A 20,795-nucleotide genomic window follows, 5' to 3' on the forward strand; every position below is an offset into this window, starting at 1 on the left:
AAAGTGTTTTTTTGTTGCACATTTTTTTATAAGTGTGTAATTTTATAAGTTAAGTTTATGGGTCATAAAATGAAAAGGACATCAAAATTAGTTACTAGTTTAGCGATTGTTTTAATGATCGTTTCTTCAGTTCAGTCTTACTATTTAAAAAACCAAAAACAAATTTGTTTAATGTCAAATTTGAAGAAAAATCAAAAAAAATAACCATGGTGAATCAACTAAAGTAAGTGTTTGACTGTAAGAAAACTTTCAATGACATCAAATAAAGAGGAAGATAGTTTGTTTGAAATAGAAACTTTTATAATAGATGGAAATAACGAGAAAAATACTTAAAATAATTTACTTAATTAAAAATTATTTATAAAATATATTTTTTTATATAATATTCTCATAAATTATTTTATTATTAGTATAGAAATGAGTGATTTTATTGTTTTTTAATGCATATTTAATAAAAATCCTAACTTTTGGATCGATATTAGTGTTAGAAATTTTGCAAGCAGCTACAACTATAATGGAATTACCTGATTATCTAATACCTTTATTACTAGTAATTATTTTATTCAATAATAATAAAATAAGACAATTCGAAATATTTAATAATATATTTGAAAAATGAGTTATTTCTGACTTTAGGTCGGTATTAGGACTAATAACCAAATATCACAAATATTAACATATGAAAATTTTTTTTACTTTTTTAAAAGTAAACTTATAGTATTCAAGGAGGCCGTTATGGTTATATTTTCATGATTATTAGCAATATTTCTCTCTTTATTTTTATGAACTTCACTATCATTATTTCCGAAATTTTATAAAAATAAAAAAACTTACACATCAATAAGACTTATATTAATAGTATTTTTACTATTTGTTCAACTCCAAAGAACATGATATTTACATTTAAGAGTTAATGGTTGAGGTAACCCTGCAGACTACTTCTTATTGTATTTCTGTTCATTATCAGCATGAGCTGCAATTGTGATTTTGATCTATCCAAATAAAAGAACTCTAAATTGCTTTTTCCCATATATGATAATGGGTCCTGTTGTGACATTTATTTTTCCAACAGAAAAACCAGTTTTGTGAGATATAAACTTTTTCACTTTCTACTTATCTCATGCTTGTACTCTATTTACTGCAATGTATATTTATTTATATGGTTATACAGACTATAAACTTTCAAAAGATTCAATAGTTTGAAGCGCAGTTACAGGTTTTATAGTGGTATTTGGTGTTGAAGTATATAATCTTTACTTTGATCAAAATTTCATAATTGGTGATGTTGCTGGTGCATTTAATATCACTCATCTAAAAAGACCTTTACAATTATTGATAACATTTGTTGGGGGTGTCCCATTTGTATTTATTGGATTGAGCTTTACCTACTTTTTCAAACCAATTTATATAAAAGAAGGTACCAAAGTTCATAATACTTGGTGAGAGAATTTTTTAATCAAAGTAAAAGAAAAAAGAGAGTTAAAATTGTCTAAAAAGTAATTTATATTACTTTTTTTTATTATGATTAAGTTATGCGAGTAAAATAATATTCGAGAAAATAAAGGAGATTTATAATGCAAACAGCTTCATTATCGTTATTGATAGTACTAATAGTATTGGTTTTAGTTTTGATTTTCATATTTGTTTTTAAAAAATCAGTAAAAAGCACTGATGGTGTTAGAAAAACTGACCTAGAAAATTTAAAACTAGAGTTTGACAAAACTAACTCTGAGAGTTCTAGTGAGTTGAAAGTAATGTTATTAGAAAATATGAATAAACAACAAGAAAGTTTATACAATGTTCAAAATAATTTTAGAGAAATCATTGCAGAAAAAACCAGAGAAACACAAGATAAACTAGTAAACGCAAACGAAATTGTTAGGTCAATGATATCTAAGGTGGCAGAACAATCGCTACCAATAGCAGAAGTAAAAGAAAAAGTTAATAAATTAGACAATCTATTAAGTCAGAATAATAAGGCGGGTAGTTCAGGGGAGTATTTACTAGAAAGAATATTTTCTAACTTAACAGGTTTTATCAAAAATCACAATTTGATCTATGAAAGACAATATACAATGAAAAAACTTAATGAAGGTAAAAAACTGATAGTCGATCTTTTCATTAAAGGTGATGACTCAAAATTTGTTAATATACCGATTGATTCTAAGTTTCCTTTCAATGCATATACAGCGCTTCTAAATGCAGAAGTCGATTCAAATAACTATAAAGACTTAGTTAAACAGTTTGAAAAAGATGTTAATGCAAGAGTCAAAGAAACATCAAAATATGTTAGTAGCGAAGATAACACTGTATATGCCATAATGTTTGTCCCAAGTGAGGGAATATTCTCTTACATAAATGCTAATACAGATATAATAGACAATGCATACAAGAAAAAAGTAATAATAGCAGGTCCAAGTACATTGATGGCGATTCTTCAGTCGGTTGACAAGTATATGTCATTATTCGATGATATTAGTAAATTCGATAAAAAGGTAGAAGTTCTTATTAAAACAATGAAATATATAGAAAATTATGACGCCAAAATGGAAGAGTTATTCTCAAATATTGTTAAACTTTCGAAAAGCTATGAAGAAGTAAAAGTAAAGGAAACATCTTTGAAAAATATATATAAAAAATTATTAAATGAAAGCAACATTGAAGAAATTAGTGAAATTAAATTATAAGATTACTAAATTACTTTTATGATAAAATCATTCTAAATAAGAATAGGTGAAAAAATGAAAAAAATTCTATCTCTAATTGCATCAGTTGGTCTTGTTACAACTCCAATCACTTCTATGGTAATCTCATGCAACACATCTACATCAAATAAAAAATTCAATAGCATCTCGGATATTGGAAAGCTTTGAAATACAAATAATTTCAAAACTATATCTTTATCAGAATTTTATGTAAAATCAAAAGTTGAGGAAAGTTTTCAAAATGAAAATAATTGAAAAGATAAATTAAAACTATCTTTATCTAAACTAGTTGCATATCGATTTAGTGCAACAGATGGTGATGAAAGTAGTCAAGAAAAGGCATATACCGAGTTCAATAAGGAAGATGTTAAAGTCTACTTTGATAATCCACAAAAAAATAAAGAAGCTGAAGAAATCAATATTGATAATTTAAAAGACTATTTAGAATATACTGGTTTATCAAGTAATGAACCTGTAATGGCTACATTCTATTTAAAAAGTGACAACTTGGGAATTATCGATTTCAATGTTACAAATAAACATACAATTTATTTAAATTCAAAGTCAAGCGCTGATGATAATTACACATATGTAATCGGTTGAAATGAAAATTTAAAATTATTAAAAAATTGAAATAACAATATGAAAGCATCAACAGATCAAGAAACTACTAATAATCCAACATTTTATTTAGACGAAAATGTCAAGGGTGAACTAACAGAGTTAGATTTGAAAGTAGAAATTTTAAAAGCTTTAAACAAGAATCTTAATCATACCTTATTCATAAATAGTCTAATAAAAAAAGACACAAGAAAATCCTCAACAGATGAATCTAAAACAGAAGAGTATAAAAACTTTAGCTCTGAAATGTTAATAAACTATTTAATTGGATACAAGGAAAAAATCGGGGATAATATTCAAACAACCTCAGTTTCACAATTAGATGCTAAAAAAAGTTTTGATGCAACCATCTTTGGTCAAAAATTTACTATAAAATGTATCAAAGGTATAATAATAGTAAAATAATAGTAAAATAAAATAACTTCATAAACAAAATGGACTTTTTCAAGGTCTTTTTTTTGTTATAATATAAACAATTATTGAGTGAGGTAAATATAATGGCTCTTAGTGTTAGTTTTTTGAAAAAAAGAAGAAGAATGTCTATTCAAATGATTTATAGAGCGCTTATTCTCGATGAAAATATTGATAGAGTAAAGCAAGACGTTCTTGATGGATTTCAATTACAAAATATTGATGATAAAACTAGTGAGTATTTGTTAAATAACTTAGATTATTGTGAGAAAGCTTATTTCATCATCAAACCTTTCATTGGTAAAACATGAAGTTGAGATAGATTACCTAAAATGATTCAGGCTATATTATTAAATGGTGTCTACGAAATAAGCGAAACAGATATTCCTAAACCTGTTATTATCAACGAATCAATTGAGTTAGTAAGAGAATTTTTACCAAACTGAAACCCAACATTCATCAATGCAGTTTTAGATCAAATAAATCCTATTAAGGAAGGTTAATATTGTGGAATTAAAAAACTATGATACTTTAATCTCAGAAGCACAAAAACTTTTTCTTGAAGTTAAAGAAAAAATACGGGTTTTTTTTATGATTGATTTCAAGAACTATATCTATAAAACAAAATTAGAAAAGTTTGATAATGTAGAAAAAAGTTTTTTGAATAAAGGCTTTTCTGAGTTTGTAGCTGTTCATTATTTAAAGAAAATAATTGAAAAAAACTTTACAGAAAACAATTACAAATATTTAACTAATTATAATTCTAAAGCAACAAAAAAAATTGAGAATAAAGAGTATGATAATATTCTTATAATTGGAGCCAATAATGTAACAAAAGAAAATAAAAAAATGGTTGACCTCGTAAATAAAATAGCAAAACATACAAATAAGAATTTAAGTATAAAAAATATGAATTGATACAATAAGGTTTACTTTCATAAATTCATATTTCATCACTCGATGTTGAATTACTTGCAAACAGACCTATTAAATGATTTTGCAAATTACGATGTTTCATTATTTAACAATATTACAAATTACAAATTTAAAAATACAAGTTTAAACTTTGAAAACGATTGAAAAAACTACTTAAATTCTCATATAATACCCGAATTTAAAATTTTTATGAATACATACATAGAAGTCGATAGTGATTCTTTAGAGAAAAAAATAAAAATGAGTGAGGATGCAATTACTGAAAACACACTAGTTATTTTTTACAATAATGTTAAAATGAATTCACTTTATAAATCTTTGTATTTGAATAATATAAGTACGTTTTTAAAATTGTTAAAAAATAATACACCCGTAATCTCAATAAGAAATACTAGTTTATTCAACTTAATTAAAACTTTAGAAATATATAATTTTGAAAATCTAGAAGATTTGAAAAAGTTGTTATGTCAAGATAACGTTTCAGAGCCAATAAAGCCAACTGATATCTTAAATAATTATTGAGAAGAAATTTTAAAAGATCAAACACTATTAGAAGAAACTTTAAAAGATGATGATAATTTTTCTGCACAAGAAAAAAGTATGTGAGAAGATAGTGATCTTTTGAAAACTGTTGACATCAATGAACCTCACGAATTTAATATTTTTAAAAACAAAAACACCTTACTAATTGATAAATTATTAAGCGATAATAATTATAGTGATATAGATTCATTCAAGTTTGACTCCAACAAATTGAAGGAAAGTTTGAATCGATATATTGATCTATTTAAGGAATTATGAAAAAGTAATACTAATGTGAGTTTGAATAACACAGAAAATAAATGAAACCATTCATCATTAGATGGTATCACATTGAAAGAATTGCATGTCTTAGTCAACAATTCTTGCGAACGCATTTTAGAAATAATTAAGACAAATAACTTAGACCTTAATTCCTATCACTATTATTATCAGTTATACATGAAAGTCATAACGACAACGAAGGAAATCAAATTAATTTTAGAAAACTATAATTAGAGGTATACATTTTGGAAACAAAAGTTTTAAAAATTAAAGATTTGAATGAAAACTTAAAATTTTTTATAGAGTCATCAAATAATTTTAAAAATATCAATATAAAAGGTGAAATTGCAAACCTTACTTATAACAAATCAGGTCATATATACTTTTCTTTGAAAGATAATGAAGCGAAAATAGATTGTGCTATTTGAAAAAGTAATGCACAAAAGTTTATCAACTTAAATCCACAAGAAGGTACGGAAGTTATCGCATCAGGATCACTTAGTTTTTATAAACCAACAGGAAAATTAACATTTACAATTGTGAATGTTAAGCTCGATGGTATAGGTGAGTTATCGATAATTTATGATAAACGATATAATGAGTTGAAACAAAAGGGTTGATTTGATAATGAAATCAAAAAAAATATTCCTAAAATTCCAAAAAATATCGGTATTGTTACAGCTGCATCGGGAGATGCAGTAAGGGATCTTATAACAACAGCTAAAAGAAGATATCCACCAGTAAATATTTATTTATTCCCAGCATCAGTACAAGGAGAAATTGCAGCTAATGATATCGCTAATAAAATAATGAAGGCTAATAGATTTCATAAAAAATTAGATTTACTGATTGTTGGTCGAGGTGGAGGAAGTTATGAAGATTTATGAACATTTAACGAAATGGCAGTATTGGAAGCAATTTATAAATCTAATATTCCCATTATTTCTGCTGTAGGACACGAACCTGATGTAACATTGGCCGATTATGTTGCTGATTTGAGAGTTTCAACACCAACAGCCGCAGGGGAAAGAGCTACGCCTGAGAAAACTAACTTGATCCAAGCTTTAAATAATAAACTAAAAGAGTTGGGTAATGTGTTATCAAATAAAATAAATATTGAAAAAAATAAAATATTAAATTTTGAGAACGAACAAAAGAAAGTTTTGATAAATAAAATTTTATTCATGGATAAAGAATTATCTCACTTGGATAACTATTTGAATGAAAGTTTAATTAGAAAATTCCAAATGGCAAAAACAAGTTTAAATAACCACATCAACAATGTAAGATTCCTATTCAAACATAATTTTGATAAAACAAAAAATTATTTAATTGCAACCAATGAAGGATGAAACAAAAAATTATTAGAAAACTATAATGTATTGAAAAATAGTATTTTCCAATTAGATGAAAAGTTAGATTTATTAAACCCTCTAAAACCTTTAGAACACGGTTTTGCAATTTTAAAACAAGATGAAAAGATAATAAAATCAGTCACAAGTATCAACAAACAAAATAACATAGAAGCTATTCTGATTGACGGTAAAATCAATTTGAAAGTAGAAAATTAAAGGAGAATTAAAGAATGTCAAATAAAAGTTTTAATGAAATGTTAGAAAATATTAAGTTAATATCTAATAAATTAAACGACCCAAATACATCAATGGAGGAGTCAATTAATTTATTTAAAGAAGGTAAGGAGATCATATCTCAAGCAAAAACTCAACTAGAAACTTTAGAAGGTGAAATAAAAAAAGTTCTAGATAATGATGAGTTAGAAGATTTTAATTAAGACCTTTTTAGGTCTTTTTATGTTTAAATATAGAGAGGGGGGTTGATGTTTATGAACTGAAAGGAAATCAATAATTACAATGATCTATCAGGTTGTGAAAGTACTGATACTCTTGCTTCCTTGGCTGAGGAAATAAGGAATTATCTTATTAATTTTACAAACTTGAATGGTGGTCATATCGGAAGTAATCTTGGTGTAGTAGAACTAACTATTGCCTTACTTTCGAGGTATAGTCCAGAAAAATATATTTATCTTTTTGACACAGGACATCAATCTCATGTTTATAAGCTTCTTACAGATAGAAAAGAAACATTTGAAACTATAAATAAATTTAATGGTATTTCTAACTTTCAAGAGATTTCAGAAAGTGATTTTGATTATATATCAACAGGTCATAGCGGAACAGCAATTGGATATGCTATGGGATATAGCGTTGGGCAATCAGAAAAAAAAGTTATATCTATTGTTGGAGATGCTGCATTTTACGGTTCATATACCAATGCAGGGTTGTTAAACTTGATTAAAAGTGAAAATAAAACTATAACTATTGTTAATGATAATAATGAAGCAATTGGTAGAAACTCCATCAAAATAAAGAACTTAAGATCATATGTAGAAGGAATTGGATTCAACTATGTATATTGTGATGATGGTCATGACTTTTCCAAATTATTTGATGCTTTCAATGAATGTGAAAAATACAACAATCATGTAATCATACATGTGATAACTAAAAAAGGATTTAAATATAATGGTGAAAAGGAATTAACATTCAATCACACAATAGAAGAAAATAAAAATAATACATTTCAAAAAAAAATACCTGAACTTATTGAAAGTTGTTTTAACAAAAACTCCTACTTGATTTGTCCTGCAATGATTAATGCCAGTGGCTTCACAAAACTATGGGAAAATTATCCTAAAAACGTCATAGATTGTGGTATAAACGAAGAACTAACAGCACTAGTTGCAAGCTCGTTGGCTAATTTGGGTAAAACGGTTTTTATATCAGTGTACTCAACATTTTTCCAAAGAATGTTTGATCAGTTAACACACGATATTTTTAGAAATAACTTAAATATTATTTTTCTAATAGACCGAGCAGGTATAAATTATACAACAGGTATAAGTCATCACGGAATTTATGACGTTAGTTTAATCCAAAATTTCAATGACACAATTATTTATTGTCCAGCTACTTCAAGCGATATTTCAAATATAAAAAATTTAATTGTTAATAACAAAAAACAATTATTCATAAGATATGAAAAAGCAGAAGTGATAAATTTAAATTATAATGAAAATCAAAATGATCAAGGATGAGTGGAAGTTATTTACAATAAAAATAACTCATCAACTATAATTACATACGGTGTGATCTTAAAAGAGTTTTACGACATCATAACCAATAACAACTATCCTATAAATTTAATAAATGCCAGATTTATAAACCCCATAGATGAAAAATTATTGGAAAAACATAAAGAAAATAAAATTTATGTATACGAACAAGTTATAAATAAAAATAATTTATTTACAAACATAGATTTATTTTATAAAAAGAAAGATAATATATATAGTTATGCTTTAAATAGAAATGATATTCATCACGGTTCTAAAAAAGATTTGCTAAGTTATTTGAAAATGGATTCAGAAGATATAGTGAATATAATTTTAAAAAACAATTAGTACAATAGGAGGTAAATTATGAATGATACAGATAAAGAGTTCTGACTTAAAAAAATAGCAGAAGAAGAACTTTTAAATAATTTATTAGACTCAAAATCTGAAAAAAAATTAGAAAGCTTTCTTGAAAATTTAAATCAAATAAAAGAAATACTACATATAAAAGAAAAGAATGATAAAAAAATATTTCAAGAATACAATAATAAAATTGTCATACCAACAGGTAGTGAAGAAACATTAATTGAAGAGTTAAATATTTTTAACAAAAACATGTATGATGATTTTCCAGAACACTATAATTTAGATTTTCCAGAAAAAATAAAAGAACTAAAAAAGGAGTTCACTAAACCTAAACCAATTAAAAAAAATATTTTTAATTTATCTCAACCATATATACAGGAAACCACTAAAGAACTAAATTCTGATGATATGAAAACAATTTTATCTCCACAAAGTATTATAGACCAAGAAGAATCAGATAATAAAAATGAAACTTTATCCGATGAAGTTAAAGAAATTTATTTGAACTCAGAAGAAGAAAAACAAGAGTGTTTAAATGAAATAGCAAATAATTTAAACAAAGGTAATTATAATAAACTTAAATTAAATAGAAGAATGTCTTTAACATGCAATAGATATATGAAAAAATTAAATAAAATTAAACAAGGCTTTATTGATACATATGGTTCAGAAATATTTAAGAAAATTAGAGGGTGAATAATTGAAGAAAATATTCTTTACCACAATGCTGACAAAGAAAAAAAACTTGAGGCATTGAATTTAAAGAAAGAAAAGATAAATGCAAAAAGAAAAAGATTTAAATAGGAGGTGAAAGGATGAAAGAAAGGTTGGACCAAATTTTATTAGACTTAAAACTAGTTGAGACTCGCAGCAAAGCAAGAGGTTTAATAATGGATGGAAAGGTTATTGTCAATAATGAAAAAATAACTAAACCAGGAACATTATTTGATCGTGAAAAAATAAAGCTAAACTTAGTAAATGAGGATAACCAATTTGTAAGTAGGGCTGGAGCTAAATTATCAAAGGCTTTAGACTTATGAAAATTAGATATAACAAACAAAGTTTGTTTAGATATTGGTAGCTCTACTGGTGGCTTTACAGATTGCTGTTTACAGTACGGAGCAAATCATGTATTTGCTGTGGACGTTGGTACAAATCAATTAGATTATAGGTTACGAACCGATAAAAGGGTAACTTCTATGGAAAAAACTAATTTTAGGAATGTAACAAGAAAACATTTCAATAGAAACATTGATTTTTTTTGTTGTGATGTGAGTTTTATATCCTTAGATAAAATATTAAAACCTTTAAAAGATATAGTTGACGATAATACTTTTGGTGTACTTTTAATAAAACCTCAGTTTGAATTAGACAAAGAAGATGTTAAAAAAGGAAAAATCAACTCTAAGATGGATCATAAAAAAGCGATAAGTAGGGTAGTTGATTATTGTAATGCTAATAATTTCAGAGTAAACGGAATTGATTTTTCCCCTATTTTAGGAAATAAAAAGAAAAATATTGAATACATTTGTTACATCGAAAAACTAAGTAATGTTAGTCATGAACAACCTACAATAAATAACATATTAGATATAGTTGAAACTGCTTGAAAATATTTTGAGGTTAACAATGAATAAAGTTATTTTCTTATTAGATATGGATGCTTTTTTTGCAAGTTGTCATATGGTTAAGGACCCGAGTTTAAAAAATAAAAATGTTGTTGTGGCATCAACCAATAGAAGAGCAATAATTACAACTGCAAGTTATAATGCAAGAAAGTTTGGAATCTCAGCAGGAACACCAGTGTTTAAAGCTAAAGAATTATGTCCGGACTTATATATTGCTGAAAGTGATTTTAATCTTTATATACAATACTCTCATAGGGTTTTTGATATAATATACGAACACTTTACAAAAAATTTTGAAGTAGCTTCAATCGACGAATGCTATATAGATGTGACTAATATTTGAAAAAAACATGGCACAGTAAAGAGAACAGCTCAAGCGATTTTAAATAAAATATTCGAAGAAACAGGTTTAACTTGTTCAATTGGAATTAGTACAAATAAATTTTTAGCAAAGACTGCAGTTGATTTCAATAAACCTTTTGGAATTTCGTTCTTATTAGAAAAAGATATACCAGAAAAATTATGACCATTACCAATAAAAGAAATGCATATGGTTGGAGAAGCTACTGAAAAAATTATGAAGAGCTTAGATATTAATACTATTGGAGATTTAGCGAAAGCTGATGTCAATGCTGTAATATCTTCCATCGGAAAACGTGGCTATGTTTTATGAAATTGAGCGAATGGTATAGGTGATGATTCAGTAACTAGAGAGTCTAGTGAGTTGAAATCTATTGGAAACGAGATGACACTTCATTTTACAACAACCAACAAAGATGAAATTGAAGAAATAATATACGAATTATCACTAAAAGTTAGTGAAAGAGCAAAGAAAAGATATTTGGTTGGTAAAACTATTGCTATAGTTGTAAAATTTTTAAGTGATAGTCATGGCGAATACAACAAGAAGGAAAGAAAGAAACACTTAATAAGACAAGAAACTATCACCGATCCAACAAATGATGTCGAAGTTATTTATTCAGTTGCGAAAGAATGTCTTTATGATATTTGAGAAGGTGATCCACTCTTGTTATTAGGAGTTCGATTAACCAAGTTATCAAATAAGATAGAAGAGAAGAAACAAATAACCTTCGATGAAATTGATTTAAACGATACTGCTAATTTAAATTTTATTGAAAGAATAATTTATGATTTAAATATCAAGTTTGGTAAAGAATTTATCTTCACTGGTAATAAATTATTGATGTATAATGAAAAAAATCGAAGTCAAAGTAAATATTTAAAAAATGATGATGTACATTTATCAAACAAACAAATAATGGATAAATGAAAAGGTGAATAACATGTCACAAGTAGATATTAAATTAGATGATATCATTTTAGAATTGAGATCAATTCATAGGCAACTTAATCAAATATTTTTTGAAGGAAAGCTGCATTCTGTTCAAATCAATATAGAAAATAACATTAGACGTAGAAAAGTTTTAACCCAAGGTACTTTCGAACCAAATGATAATTGAAGTTCAAAAGAGAGTCAAATCACAATATGAACATCTTCATTAGACGGTGATTATTATAATATAATAGCCATCTTGCTACACGAAATGGTACATCAATTCAATTACGAAAACGGAATAAAAGATGTTGAAAACAATCAGAGACATAATAAAAAATTTAGAGATGCGGCATTAAGAGTGGAACTTTCGTTACCTAAAACTGTGAGAGGTGATGGTACAAATTCTAAAAAAGGTTTCATGTTTACAGAACCTAGTGAAAGTTTAAAAAAAATAATAGACGAAAAACTAGATTTTAATAAATCTGTATTTAGTCTTAAACATAACTATGCAATAAATAGAGCACAAAAGGGGTATAGTAGTAGAAATACTTACACTTGCTTAGGTTGCAACTTAAAGATAAGTAGTTCAAAAGAACTAAATTTAAAATGTTTAGATTGTGATTTAACTCTTACCATCAAATAAAGTGTATATTTAAATATACACTTTATTTGATGTATTTGGTTTATTCGGATAATATAATTATAAGTTACTTTTTTTGACCCCCTATTGTTTTGAGTTTAAAAAAAATGGTAAAATTAGTATATTAAAGTCTACTTTAAGACTACTGGAGGTAAGCACATGTCAGGTTTCGCACCAAAATTTTGTCCCACACATTTAAAAATTCACGTATGTGAGCTACAAAATGTAACTAAAAAGGTTTCTAATATTGAGAATGATTTAGGAGCTAAGGTAAGAAGGTTGCACGGGATACAAACAGAAGAAGAAAGACTTAAAGAAGAAGCAAAGCGAAAGCCACAAAAAGGTACTCTGGGAGATATTTTAGCCAGAGCTAAAGAAAAAATAAAAAAAGAAAAGGAAGAGTACACTAAAAAAACTGGGATTGATAGTGATACCGACTCTAAACCAGTTACTCAAGAAGAAATATCTGACAGAATGGCATCACTGAGAAGAAAAATGTTAGGAGGGGAAGATATTATCAAAACTGATAACTCCCCTATCGTTGAGCCTATAACAACAAAGAAAAATAAAAGTTCTTCACCCAAAAAACAAAAAAAATCTACACCTCCTATTAAAGAAGAAAAGTTAGAAGAATCAAACAAAAGTAAAAAATTATTCACAGAAGAAGAAACACAAGAGTTAATTCAAAACGCTGTTAAAGAAGCTTTAAAAAAAGTTGGGTATTTGAATGATACTAAACTAAAGACAGTTAAGACAACTTCTAGTAATACAAAAAAAACAACCAAACCACAAAATGTAAAAGAAAAAATAACAAATAATAATAGTAAAACAAAAAGTAAAAAATTATAGACTAACTCATTAAGATTTCGTCTATAATTTTTTTTATTTGTTTATGAAATTGTGAAATATTATAATTATTTTTAATAACATAATCGAACTCACAATTTTTTAATTGTTCTTTTTGATACTTAGTTATTTTTTTAAACTCATTCATTCCCCTTTTATCTCGCTTCAAAGTATCAGAAAAACGTTTAGTTCATTTTTTCTTTAATAGTATTTTCTTATCAAACTTCATATCAATACCATTGATCATAGCAGCTTCAACAACTATCATATCTTTATCCATATTATTAGAAACTATTGTTTTTATTTTATTTGAAATAAGCGGTCACATGAGAGATGTAAATTGGTTATTTAAAAATGTGTTATTAAATACAATATTTCTCAATATACTTTTATCAATTATATTATCCTTTATTGCTTCTGATACATTATTTTCAATAAATCTCACAACATCTTTGTGATATAAAAATTCTCTTGCTATTTCATCAGCTTCGATGACTAAAACATTTTTCATAGTTTTAACATATTTTAATAAAGTTGTTTTACCACTACCAATAAAACCACTTACTCCTACCAGTTTCAAAATAAACCCTCCACAAAAAAATCTAATTTACATTAGATTAGATTAATTATATATTATTTTATTGGCATAATTAGATAGCTTTGTTTTGATAGGAGACATTAATTGAAGAACTTCTAGACAAGTATCTCGATAATCTTCATAGTCTTCAGCTTGCTTTGCTTCATCAAGTCTTCTAAGATAATTAGCTTCTTTTTGTATATGTCTGAAATGAGTTGTCAATCTTTCTTTGATGCAATATCCAACCTTTGCAAGTAATGCTTCTTTTCTAAATGCGATTGCAAATATTTGCTCTACAACACTTTCAGCAACTAAAATATTTCATGTTTCAATTGCAACTCAATAATCATTAATTAGTTCTGTTAAATCATCAAGATACCTTCCAAAAATATTTAAATCTTTTCTTTTGGTTAAATTTTCAATCATTTTTACAAATCTTTGATCAGTATGTGTTAAATCTTGAAAATTCTCTTTGATCTCCTCAAAAATAAAGTTTCAGTTTTGTGAGTCTTTAGTTTTAACAATAAAATCATATTTATTCTTATTTTTTGTATAAAGACTGCTATTAGTATTTTTAGATATTTCAAGCATTTTCAATAATGTTCTATAATAATTTAAACATTTTCGCTTCAATTCTTCCTTCTCGTTACTCAACTCACTTGTTTGACTTTTGTTCTCTTTAGCTTCCAATATTATTGATTTCAGATTTGGCTTTTTAACATATTCATACTCAGGAGTTAATTGTGTCCCAACGTATGCATCAATATCTTTTAAAACAGCTATATTGATATTTCATCAAGCACATTCTCCTATAATAACACCAATAAAAGATATAAATAATATAGGCAATATTAATAATGTTGGCATTAGAATTCACCCTCATTTCAATAATTCATTATCACCTGCCATGTAAATTAAACCATCGTAAAACCAAACTAAACTAGGTCAGTAGAATGCTTTATAAAGTTTATCTGCTGATTCTGTTAATATATCTGACAAGGATTTAACAATTTCTGAATTAACCATAGGAGTGCCTTTAAAACTATATTCTCATAAAAGTCCTATCGAGAATGGTGCAGAAGCATTCAAGGTGATTAAACTTCCTAATACCAATAATACTATACCTATTCAACAAATTATCATTGTTAGTTGATAACCCCTAATAGGTTTAACTATTCTTGCAACTCCTTTTTTAGTTTTGTTATTATAACCTACATTATGAATAATAATTCTGGTTAGAATCAAAAATAAAATTGAGCCACCTATAATCCACGGTAGATAAAATAATGTAAATTTATTTGGTACAAAAATAAAATAACCATCTTTGTAAAAAATAAAACTTAATATACTTGGCATTCTCTTGTAGTCTCTGTCATAGAATAATGAGTATATTTTTTCGAATGATTCATCAATTCCTGTTTCACCAATAACTGCTGGTGAGAAAAACATTAGAGTTCCGAATAAGAGGTATAAAAAAGCAAAAATAGCTAGTGAAATTAACATAAATTTAGATTTTCTATTATTTTTTAAAATCTTTATTTTTTTCAAAACATTTCCTCCAAAACTATCTTAAAGTTATTATATAATATTAAGTTACTTTATATAAGCAAATGAGTAATAAATAATTAATTTAAGTGTGTTTATAAAAAATTATTAATTATATAACTAATATTAATTATTCTTTTTAATTTTAGATTCAGTTATTGAATATTTTTTAATTAAATTCTCTTTTTTATGCTCATTAGATGCTTTAAAAGTACTTATATAATTATTTCTATTATTATTGATTACATAAAAAATTATATTTTGCCCTTTATTTATAAATAAACCTTCGTTTTCAAGTTGTCTCTTCATTCTTGATTTGTTTACAAATTTTCAGACATTTTTGTCCACCAATCTATTAATAATGGGTATTGATACCAAACACAAACAAATAGAGAATGACGTATCTGTAATATAATGCCCTCTCATAACAACCGTTGCAAAATTCATTGAAATTGCGTGTAAAGTTATGATATACATCAATATTATTTTATAATTTGATAACTTACGTTTTTTATTTTTTCCAACAAGTAAATAAATGAATATTCCGTTAGTAAATGCTGATACAACATGACCAGAAGGAAAAGCATAATCAAAAAAACTTCGACCCGCAAAAGAGTTATTGTCTCGTAAAAAGAATGCATTAACTTTTCATCATGGTCATTCCCCGTTTATATTACTCGTATAACCATTAGTTAATTCATCAAAACTGCCGAACCTTAAGCCTGAATTCAAATAACTTTGTTTTCAATCTTCGCTAAATTTAGAATAAAAATCACCAAAGAAGATATTGTAGTAATAAGGTCTACCAAATAAAACTTTTAAAAAAACAATAATAAAATAATTTAAAAAAAGAAACATCAAACCTTTGATGGCGTCAATTCAATACTCTTGTTCAAAAATATCTTTACGCTTTGGGAACCTTACGATCATATAAAACATAATAAAAAATAAAAATGGTAGTTCGTAAGAAGAAGCAACTAACTTACCAACAATTTTATATTTTATACTATCAAATATTTCTATATCATTACCTAAACCAATTCCATTGTCCACAAAAAACAAAGTACAAAGTTCATATGCTCATGCGCTTAATCAAGCAGTCCCAGCAAAAATGATTATACTTTTTGTTAATCAATGTTGATTAGAGTATCAAGATGCTGGTTTTTTTATTCTCATATATTGAAAATGCGTTTGTAATAATATCGACCCTAATAATAAAAATAAGACAGATAAATCCATATTACCAGCCATCAAATAATACTGTGACCAATACTTTCAAACTTCATAACTCAATGCTTTTTCAAATATTTTAGCTAACTCTAAATCATTTTCTCAAGGGCTTGCATAAATAAAAGCAGAGAAACTTAAAATAAACACAATTGCTCCGGGAATAAAAATAAACCTGAACATTTTTTTATCTTTGATAATCATAAGGTCCTCCACAAATATTGCAAAAATATTTAACTAGTGATTTTAATATTTTAAGAATTGTTCAAAGTCAAGTTTTAGATCTCGATAAGTAAGACAATCATTAATTAAACGAATTTGATTCTCTACAAGTTCGAATGGTTTAAACGAGAATTTTTGAGTTTCTCCTAAATAGATACCCTCTTCTTCAATTATATGTTCAGGTTTTACACAAGCAGAAATATTTTCTCTATCCATTTTATTTTGACTAGTTAAATATTTAAACATAGGTCGGTACTCACCTCTACCAGGTCCCATATTAACTAAACCAAATGCAAATCTAGGATCAACAACAAAAACGCTCAAAACATTTAATTTTGTTTTTTCATCCATAAAATGTGCAATTGTCTTGTTAGTAAGTAGGAATGAAGATTTTTCCAACATTGAGATTTTATACATTTTTAAAAAAGTATTATTTACAATATTGTGAAAATAATAATCGACAAACTTATAATTTTGTTCAAGATCAACATCATTAGGAATTATTATTTGTTTTTTATATTCTTGTTCACTAAAATTTATTCCTGAGTTTTCTACATAATCATATAAACTTTCAAAAGTTCTAGAAGTAAATATGTAATCGTACATTTCAAATATAACATAACTTATTATTGATAAGATTGTTCTTCTAACTTCTGATGGTGTTTCTTTATTTACAGCATCGAAAAGTCTATATCTTTTATCCCTAGACATAAAAAAATATTTGTAGTCGCCATTTAGTAAACTAACTAAAAAATAGAAATATTTTATAAAAAGAACTTCTTTACCTGTCAAAGAAATATAACCATGTTCTTTATCTACTCTTCTTTCGATTATAGACTTTGCAATTTTTGAGATTTGATTATATCTTTTATTTATTCTATCAATGTTAAAACTCGTGTCTCAAGAGAACAAAACATTTATGAGAGGTTCATTGTATACATCAACTTCAATTATCTCATCTGATTGAAAATCTATATATTTAAAACATTTTGTACCATCTTCTTTGGTACTTATTCATTTATCTAAAAAACTACTTGGTAATATTAAGTTCTTTTTGATCCTTTTTTTTTCTGAAATTTCATTATACTTTTCGAACATGTTTTTATCCTCTTTACTCATTCTCAATCAATCATAATTGTTTAGTTGGAGAAATCGGTGTTGCTGTAATTATGGTCTTCGTACCTATATCTATAACTAAAAAAATGTCTTTTTTATTAACTTTAATATAAATGTATTTTGTAGTTTCAAAGTGTTCAGTTGAGCTTTCAATCAAGTCAAGTACCTTTTCTTTTAATAAAAACTCTTCTTCATTAGGAAGTAAAAGTCTTTGACGAATTCTGTGAATGCTGTGGGTTGAAAAATTAAACTGATGACGATAATAATAACCCATAATACACACCTTCTAATTACTTTATAATATTATTATAATGAAAAATCAAACTAAATTATATAGTTTGATTTTTTTGTCTAATCATTTTTAGGTTTGTTACGACCTTCTCTTTTCTCTTTAATTTTTCTGTAGAAATTGTCAACCTCTTCTTGATTTTCGTATAAAGTTGGGTCCATTTGATATTTGCGACCTTGAAGAGCTTCATTAATTAGTTTTTGGTATTCTTGTGTAGCTCTGATAACTTTTTGTCTATCTAATCTTGGATTAATTGAAATCAACACTATTAATGATGCGAATGATGCTATTAAAAATACAAATAATAGTCAAATAACCGCTTTTATTAAAGGTAGATTAAATTTACCTACTAAGAAATCTACTAATCTTTTTATATCTCCATCATTTATTTGAATATCTTTTTGAGTAGAAAGGAGATTTGTAATATTTTTTTCTAAATCATTCATACCAAAAATATATGAAAACCCGCCAATCCCAGGTGTTATAACGATAGCGACAAGGAATATTACTGGAACAATAAGGTTATAAATTGGAAAAACAAATTGTTCTCTGTATCTCTTCGGTGGTGCAACTATTGTATAAACAATTCATGAAAGCAGTAACATTATTAAAATAATCATAACGTAATTGGCTTGACCTGATTTAATTCCTAGTAAAGAACCACTATCGATAATCCCTGTTTTTCCACCAAGGAATTTTCAATTTTCAAATAAATCTTTAATTTCATCAACAGATGCTCCTACATTTTGTTTTTGAAATAAAAATAATAGATTAAGAACAAGATAGAACAACCCTGTCAAGCCGAACATAACACCAAATACTAATTTCACTCACCTAATATACTTAGGTTTAGTCAAATATGGGTAAAATCTTGGATCTTGCATTGGTGGGATCGGTATAGCTTCACCCTGATAGTTATAGTTGTTGTTGAAATTTTGGTTGGCATTACTATTTGATTGATTAGGTTGTTCATTAGATTTTTCCACCACTTCAACAGTTGGGTTTTCTTTTGTATCTTCATTATAAAGATTTTTCATTTCTTCTGATACTCTACTATTTAATTGGATTTCTTTCTCACTGATATCAATCAAACTATTATTCAATTCATTTCTAGATACACTGTAATTATTTAAACAAAAAGTAAGTGTATAAGAATAATCGGCATATATGTCTTCAAGTTTTTTATTATCTGGTTTTTCGAATTTAATTTTTTGTTTTAAGATGTTTACAATTGACTTTCCAAAAATAGGACTTCATTTTATATCCTTATACAAAGTCTTTTCTTCTACTTCTAAAAAAAGTAGATTGTTAACCATTTGAATTACTTGTTCTTTAAAATTATCATCCAAAACAATTTTTGTTCTTAATTTTTCATTCTTTACGATATTAAATAAAGAAATTACAGTGCTATCATATATTTTTTGTGCTTCCAAGACAATCTTTACCTTTCAAATTATATTAAACAAACATTTTTAACAACATTACAGAAGGAATAATCTTATTATCGATAATACCTTCTTTGATACTTTTATCTAATATATATAACAATTTGATTTTATCATTAATTTGTGTGATATCTCACTTATTTTGCTCCATTAATTTTTGTATTCTGTAGGGGTTTTGAGACAAATATGAAGCTATTTGTGAATTGCTTTGCCCTTCTTCTTTTAATATTATTGCGTTTCTTAGTATTATAAAACTATTTGCTAAAAGCATCAAAAACCCGAATATATCTTTATTACTTTCTGAGTAATCTTTTCAGCTTTTTAAAAATTTTTCAATATCATTAGTCAAAAATGCATTGGCTATTTCAAAAGTGTCATATTGCATATATTTGTTGAAAAATGAGTTAATAACTTCCTTAGTTATCTTTTTTTCTATGCTCAATAATTTGTTCAACTCATTTGAAAAAATAGACATGTCTATCGGTATTAACTCTAAAAATGCTAAAATTGCATCTTCTTCAAACTCCTTATTTAAAGTGGTCAGTTTTTTTATAACTAATTCTTTTTTTGTTTCAAATGTTGGTTGATCAAGTTTGATAATTTTCACTTTACTTTCAAAAAGTTTTACTATTTTTAGCCTTTTTGAGATTTTTTCACTGTTTAAGGTATATATAAAGGTAACATTATTTGATTTTAATTCTAGAAAATTCTCAATATATTTTAAATCAAAGTCACTATTTAATTTAACTTTTGATTCATTCATAAACCAGCAATCATTAATAATTATTAGTTTTTTGGTATTAAATAAAGAATATGTTTTGGCTTGTTCATCGATATTTCTTATTGAGTGATCTATCAAAGAATATGTATATATTTCATAATCTTGATCAGACGTTAGTTTTTTAGTTATTTTTTCTACTTGTTTTTTTATTAAATAATTGTCACTAGAATAGATAAAAAACATACTTAACACTCTTCTTTCAATAT

22 protein-coding genes are annotated in these 20,795 nt (G+C 26.1%); 15 read left to right on the forward strand and 7 right to left on the reverse strand.

The genetic code is table 4. The features are described 5' to 3' along the window. Positions 1-69 precede the first annotated feature (69 nt). The 15 genes from AAHM92_RS02845 to AAHM92_RS02915 all read left to right on the forward strand — a co-directional run bounded on the left by AAHM92_RS02845 (position 70) and on the right by AAHM92_RS02915 (position 13,390). Positions 70-204 (forward strand): hypothetical protein, encoded by a 135-nt coding sequence (locus AAHM92_RS02845; protein ID WP_500221809.1) that lies wholly within the window; start codon positions 70-72, stop codon positions 202-204. Positions 205-481: 277 nt separating this feature from the next. After that, on the forward strand, positions 482-676 hold the full coding sequence (locus AAHM92_RS02850; RefSeq protein WP_500221811.1) for a hypothetical protein: 195 nt from the start codon (positions 482-484) through the stop codon (positions 674-676). Positions 677-735: 59 nt separating this feature from the next. Next, complete coding sequence (locus tag AAHM92_RS02855; RefSeq protein WP_500221813.1) at positions 736-1,500, forward strand: TMEM164 family acyltransferase; 765 nt, start codon at positions 736-738, stop codon at positions 1,498-1,500. Between the two features lie 74 nt (positions 1,501-1,574). Continuing rightward, entirely contained in the window at positions 1,575-2,687 is a 1,113-nt protein-coding gene (gene rmuC / locus AAHM92_RS02860) for a DNA recombination protein RmuC (RefSeq protein WP_500221814.1), read from the forward strand. Positions 2,688-2,741: 54 nt separating this feature from the next. Beyond that, on the forward strand, positions 2,742-3,731 hold the full coding sequence (locus AAHM92_RS02865; RefSeq protein WP_500221816.1) for a lipoprotein: 990 nt from the start codon (positions 2,742-2,744) through the stop codon (positions 3,729-3,731). Positions 3,732-3,823: 92 nt separating this feature from the next. Then, the gene (locus tag AAHM92_RS02870; protein WP_500221818.1) at positions 3,824-4,240 is read left to right on the forward strand and encodes a transcription antitermination protein NusB; all 417 of its coding nucleotides are present in this window, start codon (positions 3,824-3,826) and stop codon (positions 4,238-4,240) included. Positions 4,241-4,244: 4 nt separating this feature from the next. Further along, complete coding sequence (locus tag AAHM92_RS02875) at positions 4,245-5,711, forward strand: hypothetical protein (RefSeq protein ID WP_500221820.1); 1,467 nt, start codon at positions 4,245-4,247, stop codon at positions 5,709-5,711. Between the two features lie 11 nt (positions 5,712-5,722). Next, on the forward strand, positions 5,723-7,048 hold the full coding sequence (gene xseA, locus AAHM92_RS02880) for an exodeoxyribonuclease VII large subunit (RefSeq protein WP_500221821.1): 1,326 nt from the start codon (positions 5,723-5,725) through the stop codon (positions 7,046-7,048). Positions 7,049-7,062: 14 nt separating this feature from the next. Next, positions 7,063-7,269: an exodeoxyribonuclease VII small subunit gene (gene xseB, locus AAHM92_RS02885; RefSeq protein ID WP_023789511.1), complete on the forward strand. Its 207-nt coding sequence runs from the start codon at positions 7,063-7,065 to the stop codon at positions 7,267-7,269. Between the two features lie 51 nt (positions 7,270-7,320). Further along, complete coding sequence (locus AAHM92_RS02890; RefSeq protein ID WP_500221823.1) at positions 7,321-8,958, forward strand: 1-deoxy-D-xylulose-5-phosphate synthase N-terminal domain-containing protein; 1,638 nt, start codon at positions 7,321-7,323, stop codon at positions 8,956-8,958. 18 nt (positions 8,959-8,976) lie between these two features. Continuing rightward, positions 8,977-9,780, forward strand: a complete 804-nt coding sequence (locus AAHM92_RS02895; protein WP_500221825.1) for a hypothetical protein — start codon at positions 8,977-8,979, stop codon at positions 9,778-9,780. Positions 9,781-9,791: 11 nt separating this feature from the next. Then, complete coding sequence (locus AAHM92_RS02900; protein ID WP_500221827.1) at positions 9,792-10,613, forward strand: TlyA family RNA methyltransferase; 822 nt, start codon at positions 9,792-9,794, stop codon at positions 10,611-10,613. Continuing rightward, positions 10,606-11,907, forward strand: coding sequence for a DNA polymerase IV (gene dinB, locus AAHM92_RS02905; RefSeq protein ID WP_500221829.1), 1,302 nt, complete (start codon positions 10,606-10,608; stop codon positions 11,905-11,907). Before AAHM92_RS02900 ends, dinB begins: the two co-directional genes overlap by 8 nt. 1 nt (position 11,908) lies before the next feature. Next, a complete protein-coding gene (locus tag AAHM92_RS02910) occupies positions 11,909-12,544 on the forward strand; it encodes a SprT-like domain-containing protein (protein ID WP_500221831.1) in 636 nt (211 codons plus the stop codon). Between the two features lie 156 nt (positions 12,545-12,700). Continuing rightward, positions 12,701-13,390, forward strand: a complete 690-nt coding sequence (locus AAHM92_RS02915; protein ID WP_500221832.1) for a hypothetical protein — start codon at positions 12,701-12,703, stop codon at positions 13,388-13,390. 1 nt (position 13,391) lies between these two features. On the opposite strand, the gene coaE is transcribed toward AAHM92_RS02915, so the two are convergent. The 7 genes from coaE to holA all read right to left on the reverse strand — a co-directional run bounded on the left by coaE (position 13,392) and on the right by holA (position 20,772). After that, on the reverse strand, positions 13,392-13,967 hold the full coding sequence (coaE, locus tag AAHM92_RS02920) for a dephospho-CoA kinase (protein WP_500221834.1): 576 nt from the start codon (positions 13,965-13,967) through the stop codon (positions 13,392-13,394). A 42-nt stretch (positions 13,968-14,009) separates the two neighbouring features. Next, a complete protein-coding gene (locus AAHM92_RS02925) occupies positions 14,010-15,512 on the reverse strand; it encodes a hypothetical protein (RefSeq protein WP_500221836.1) in 1,503 nt (500 codons plus the stop codon). Between the two features lie 123 nt (positions 15,513-15,635). Further along, complete coding sequence (locus AAHM92_RS02930) at positions 15,636-16,940, reverse strand: phosphatase PAP2 family protein (protein ID WP_500221838.1); 1,305 nt, start codon at positions 16,938-16,940, stop codon at positions 15,636-15,638. A 42-nt stretch (positions 16,941-16,982) separates the two neighbouring features. Further along, positions 16,983-18,077, reverse strand: coding sequence for a hypothetical protein (locus tag AAHM92_RS02935; protein WP_500221840.1), 1,095 nt, complete (start codon positions 18,075-18,077; stop codon positions 16,983-16,985). Continuing rightward, on the reverse strand, positions 18,070-18,348 hold the full coding sequence (locus tag AAHM92_RS02940; RefSeq protein WP_500221841.1) for a hypothetical protein: 279 nt from the start codon (positions 18,346-18,348) through the stop codon (positions 18,070-18,072). Before AAHM92_RS02940 ends, AAHM92_RS02935 begins: the two co-directional genes overlap by 8 nt. Before the next feature lie 77 nt (positions 18,349-18,425). Continuing rightward, positions 18,426-19,796: a hypothetical protein gene (locus tag AAHM92_RS02945; protein WP_500221843.1), complete on the reverse strand. Its 1,371-nt coding sequence runs from the start codon at positions 19,794-19,796 to the stop codon at positions 18,426-18,428. Between the two features lie 25 nt (positions 19,797-19,821). Continuing rightward, a complete protein-coding gene (gene holA, locus AAHM92_RS02950) occupies positions 19,822-20,772 on the reverse strand; it encodes a DNA polymerase III subunit delta (protein WP_500221844.1) in 951 nt (316 codons plus the stop codon). Between the last annotated feature and the right edge of the window lie 23 nt (positions 20,773-20,795).

Origin of the sequence: Spiroplasma endosymbiont of Melanargia galathea (assembly GCF_964031075.1) — a bacterium.
Classification (GTDB): domain Bacteria; phylum Bacillota_I; class Bacilli_A; order Mycoplasmatales; family Mycoplasmataceae; genus Spiroplasma_A; species Spiroplasma_A apis.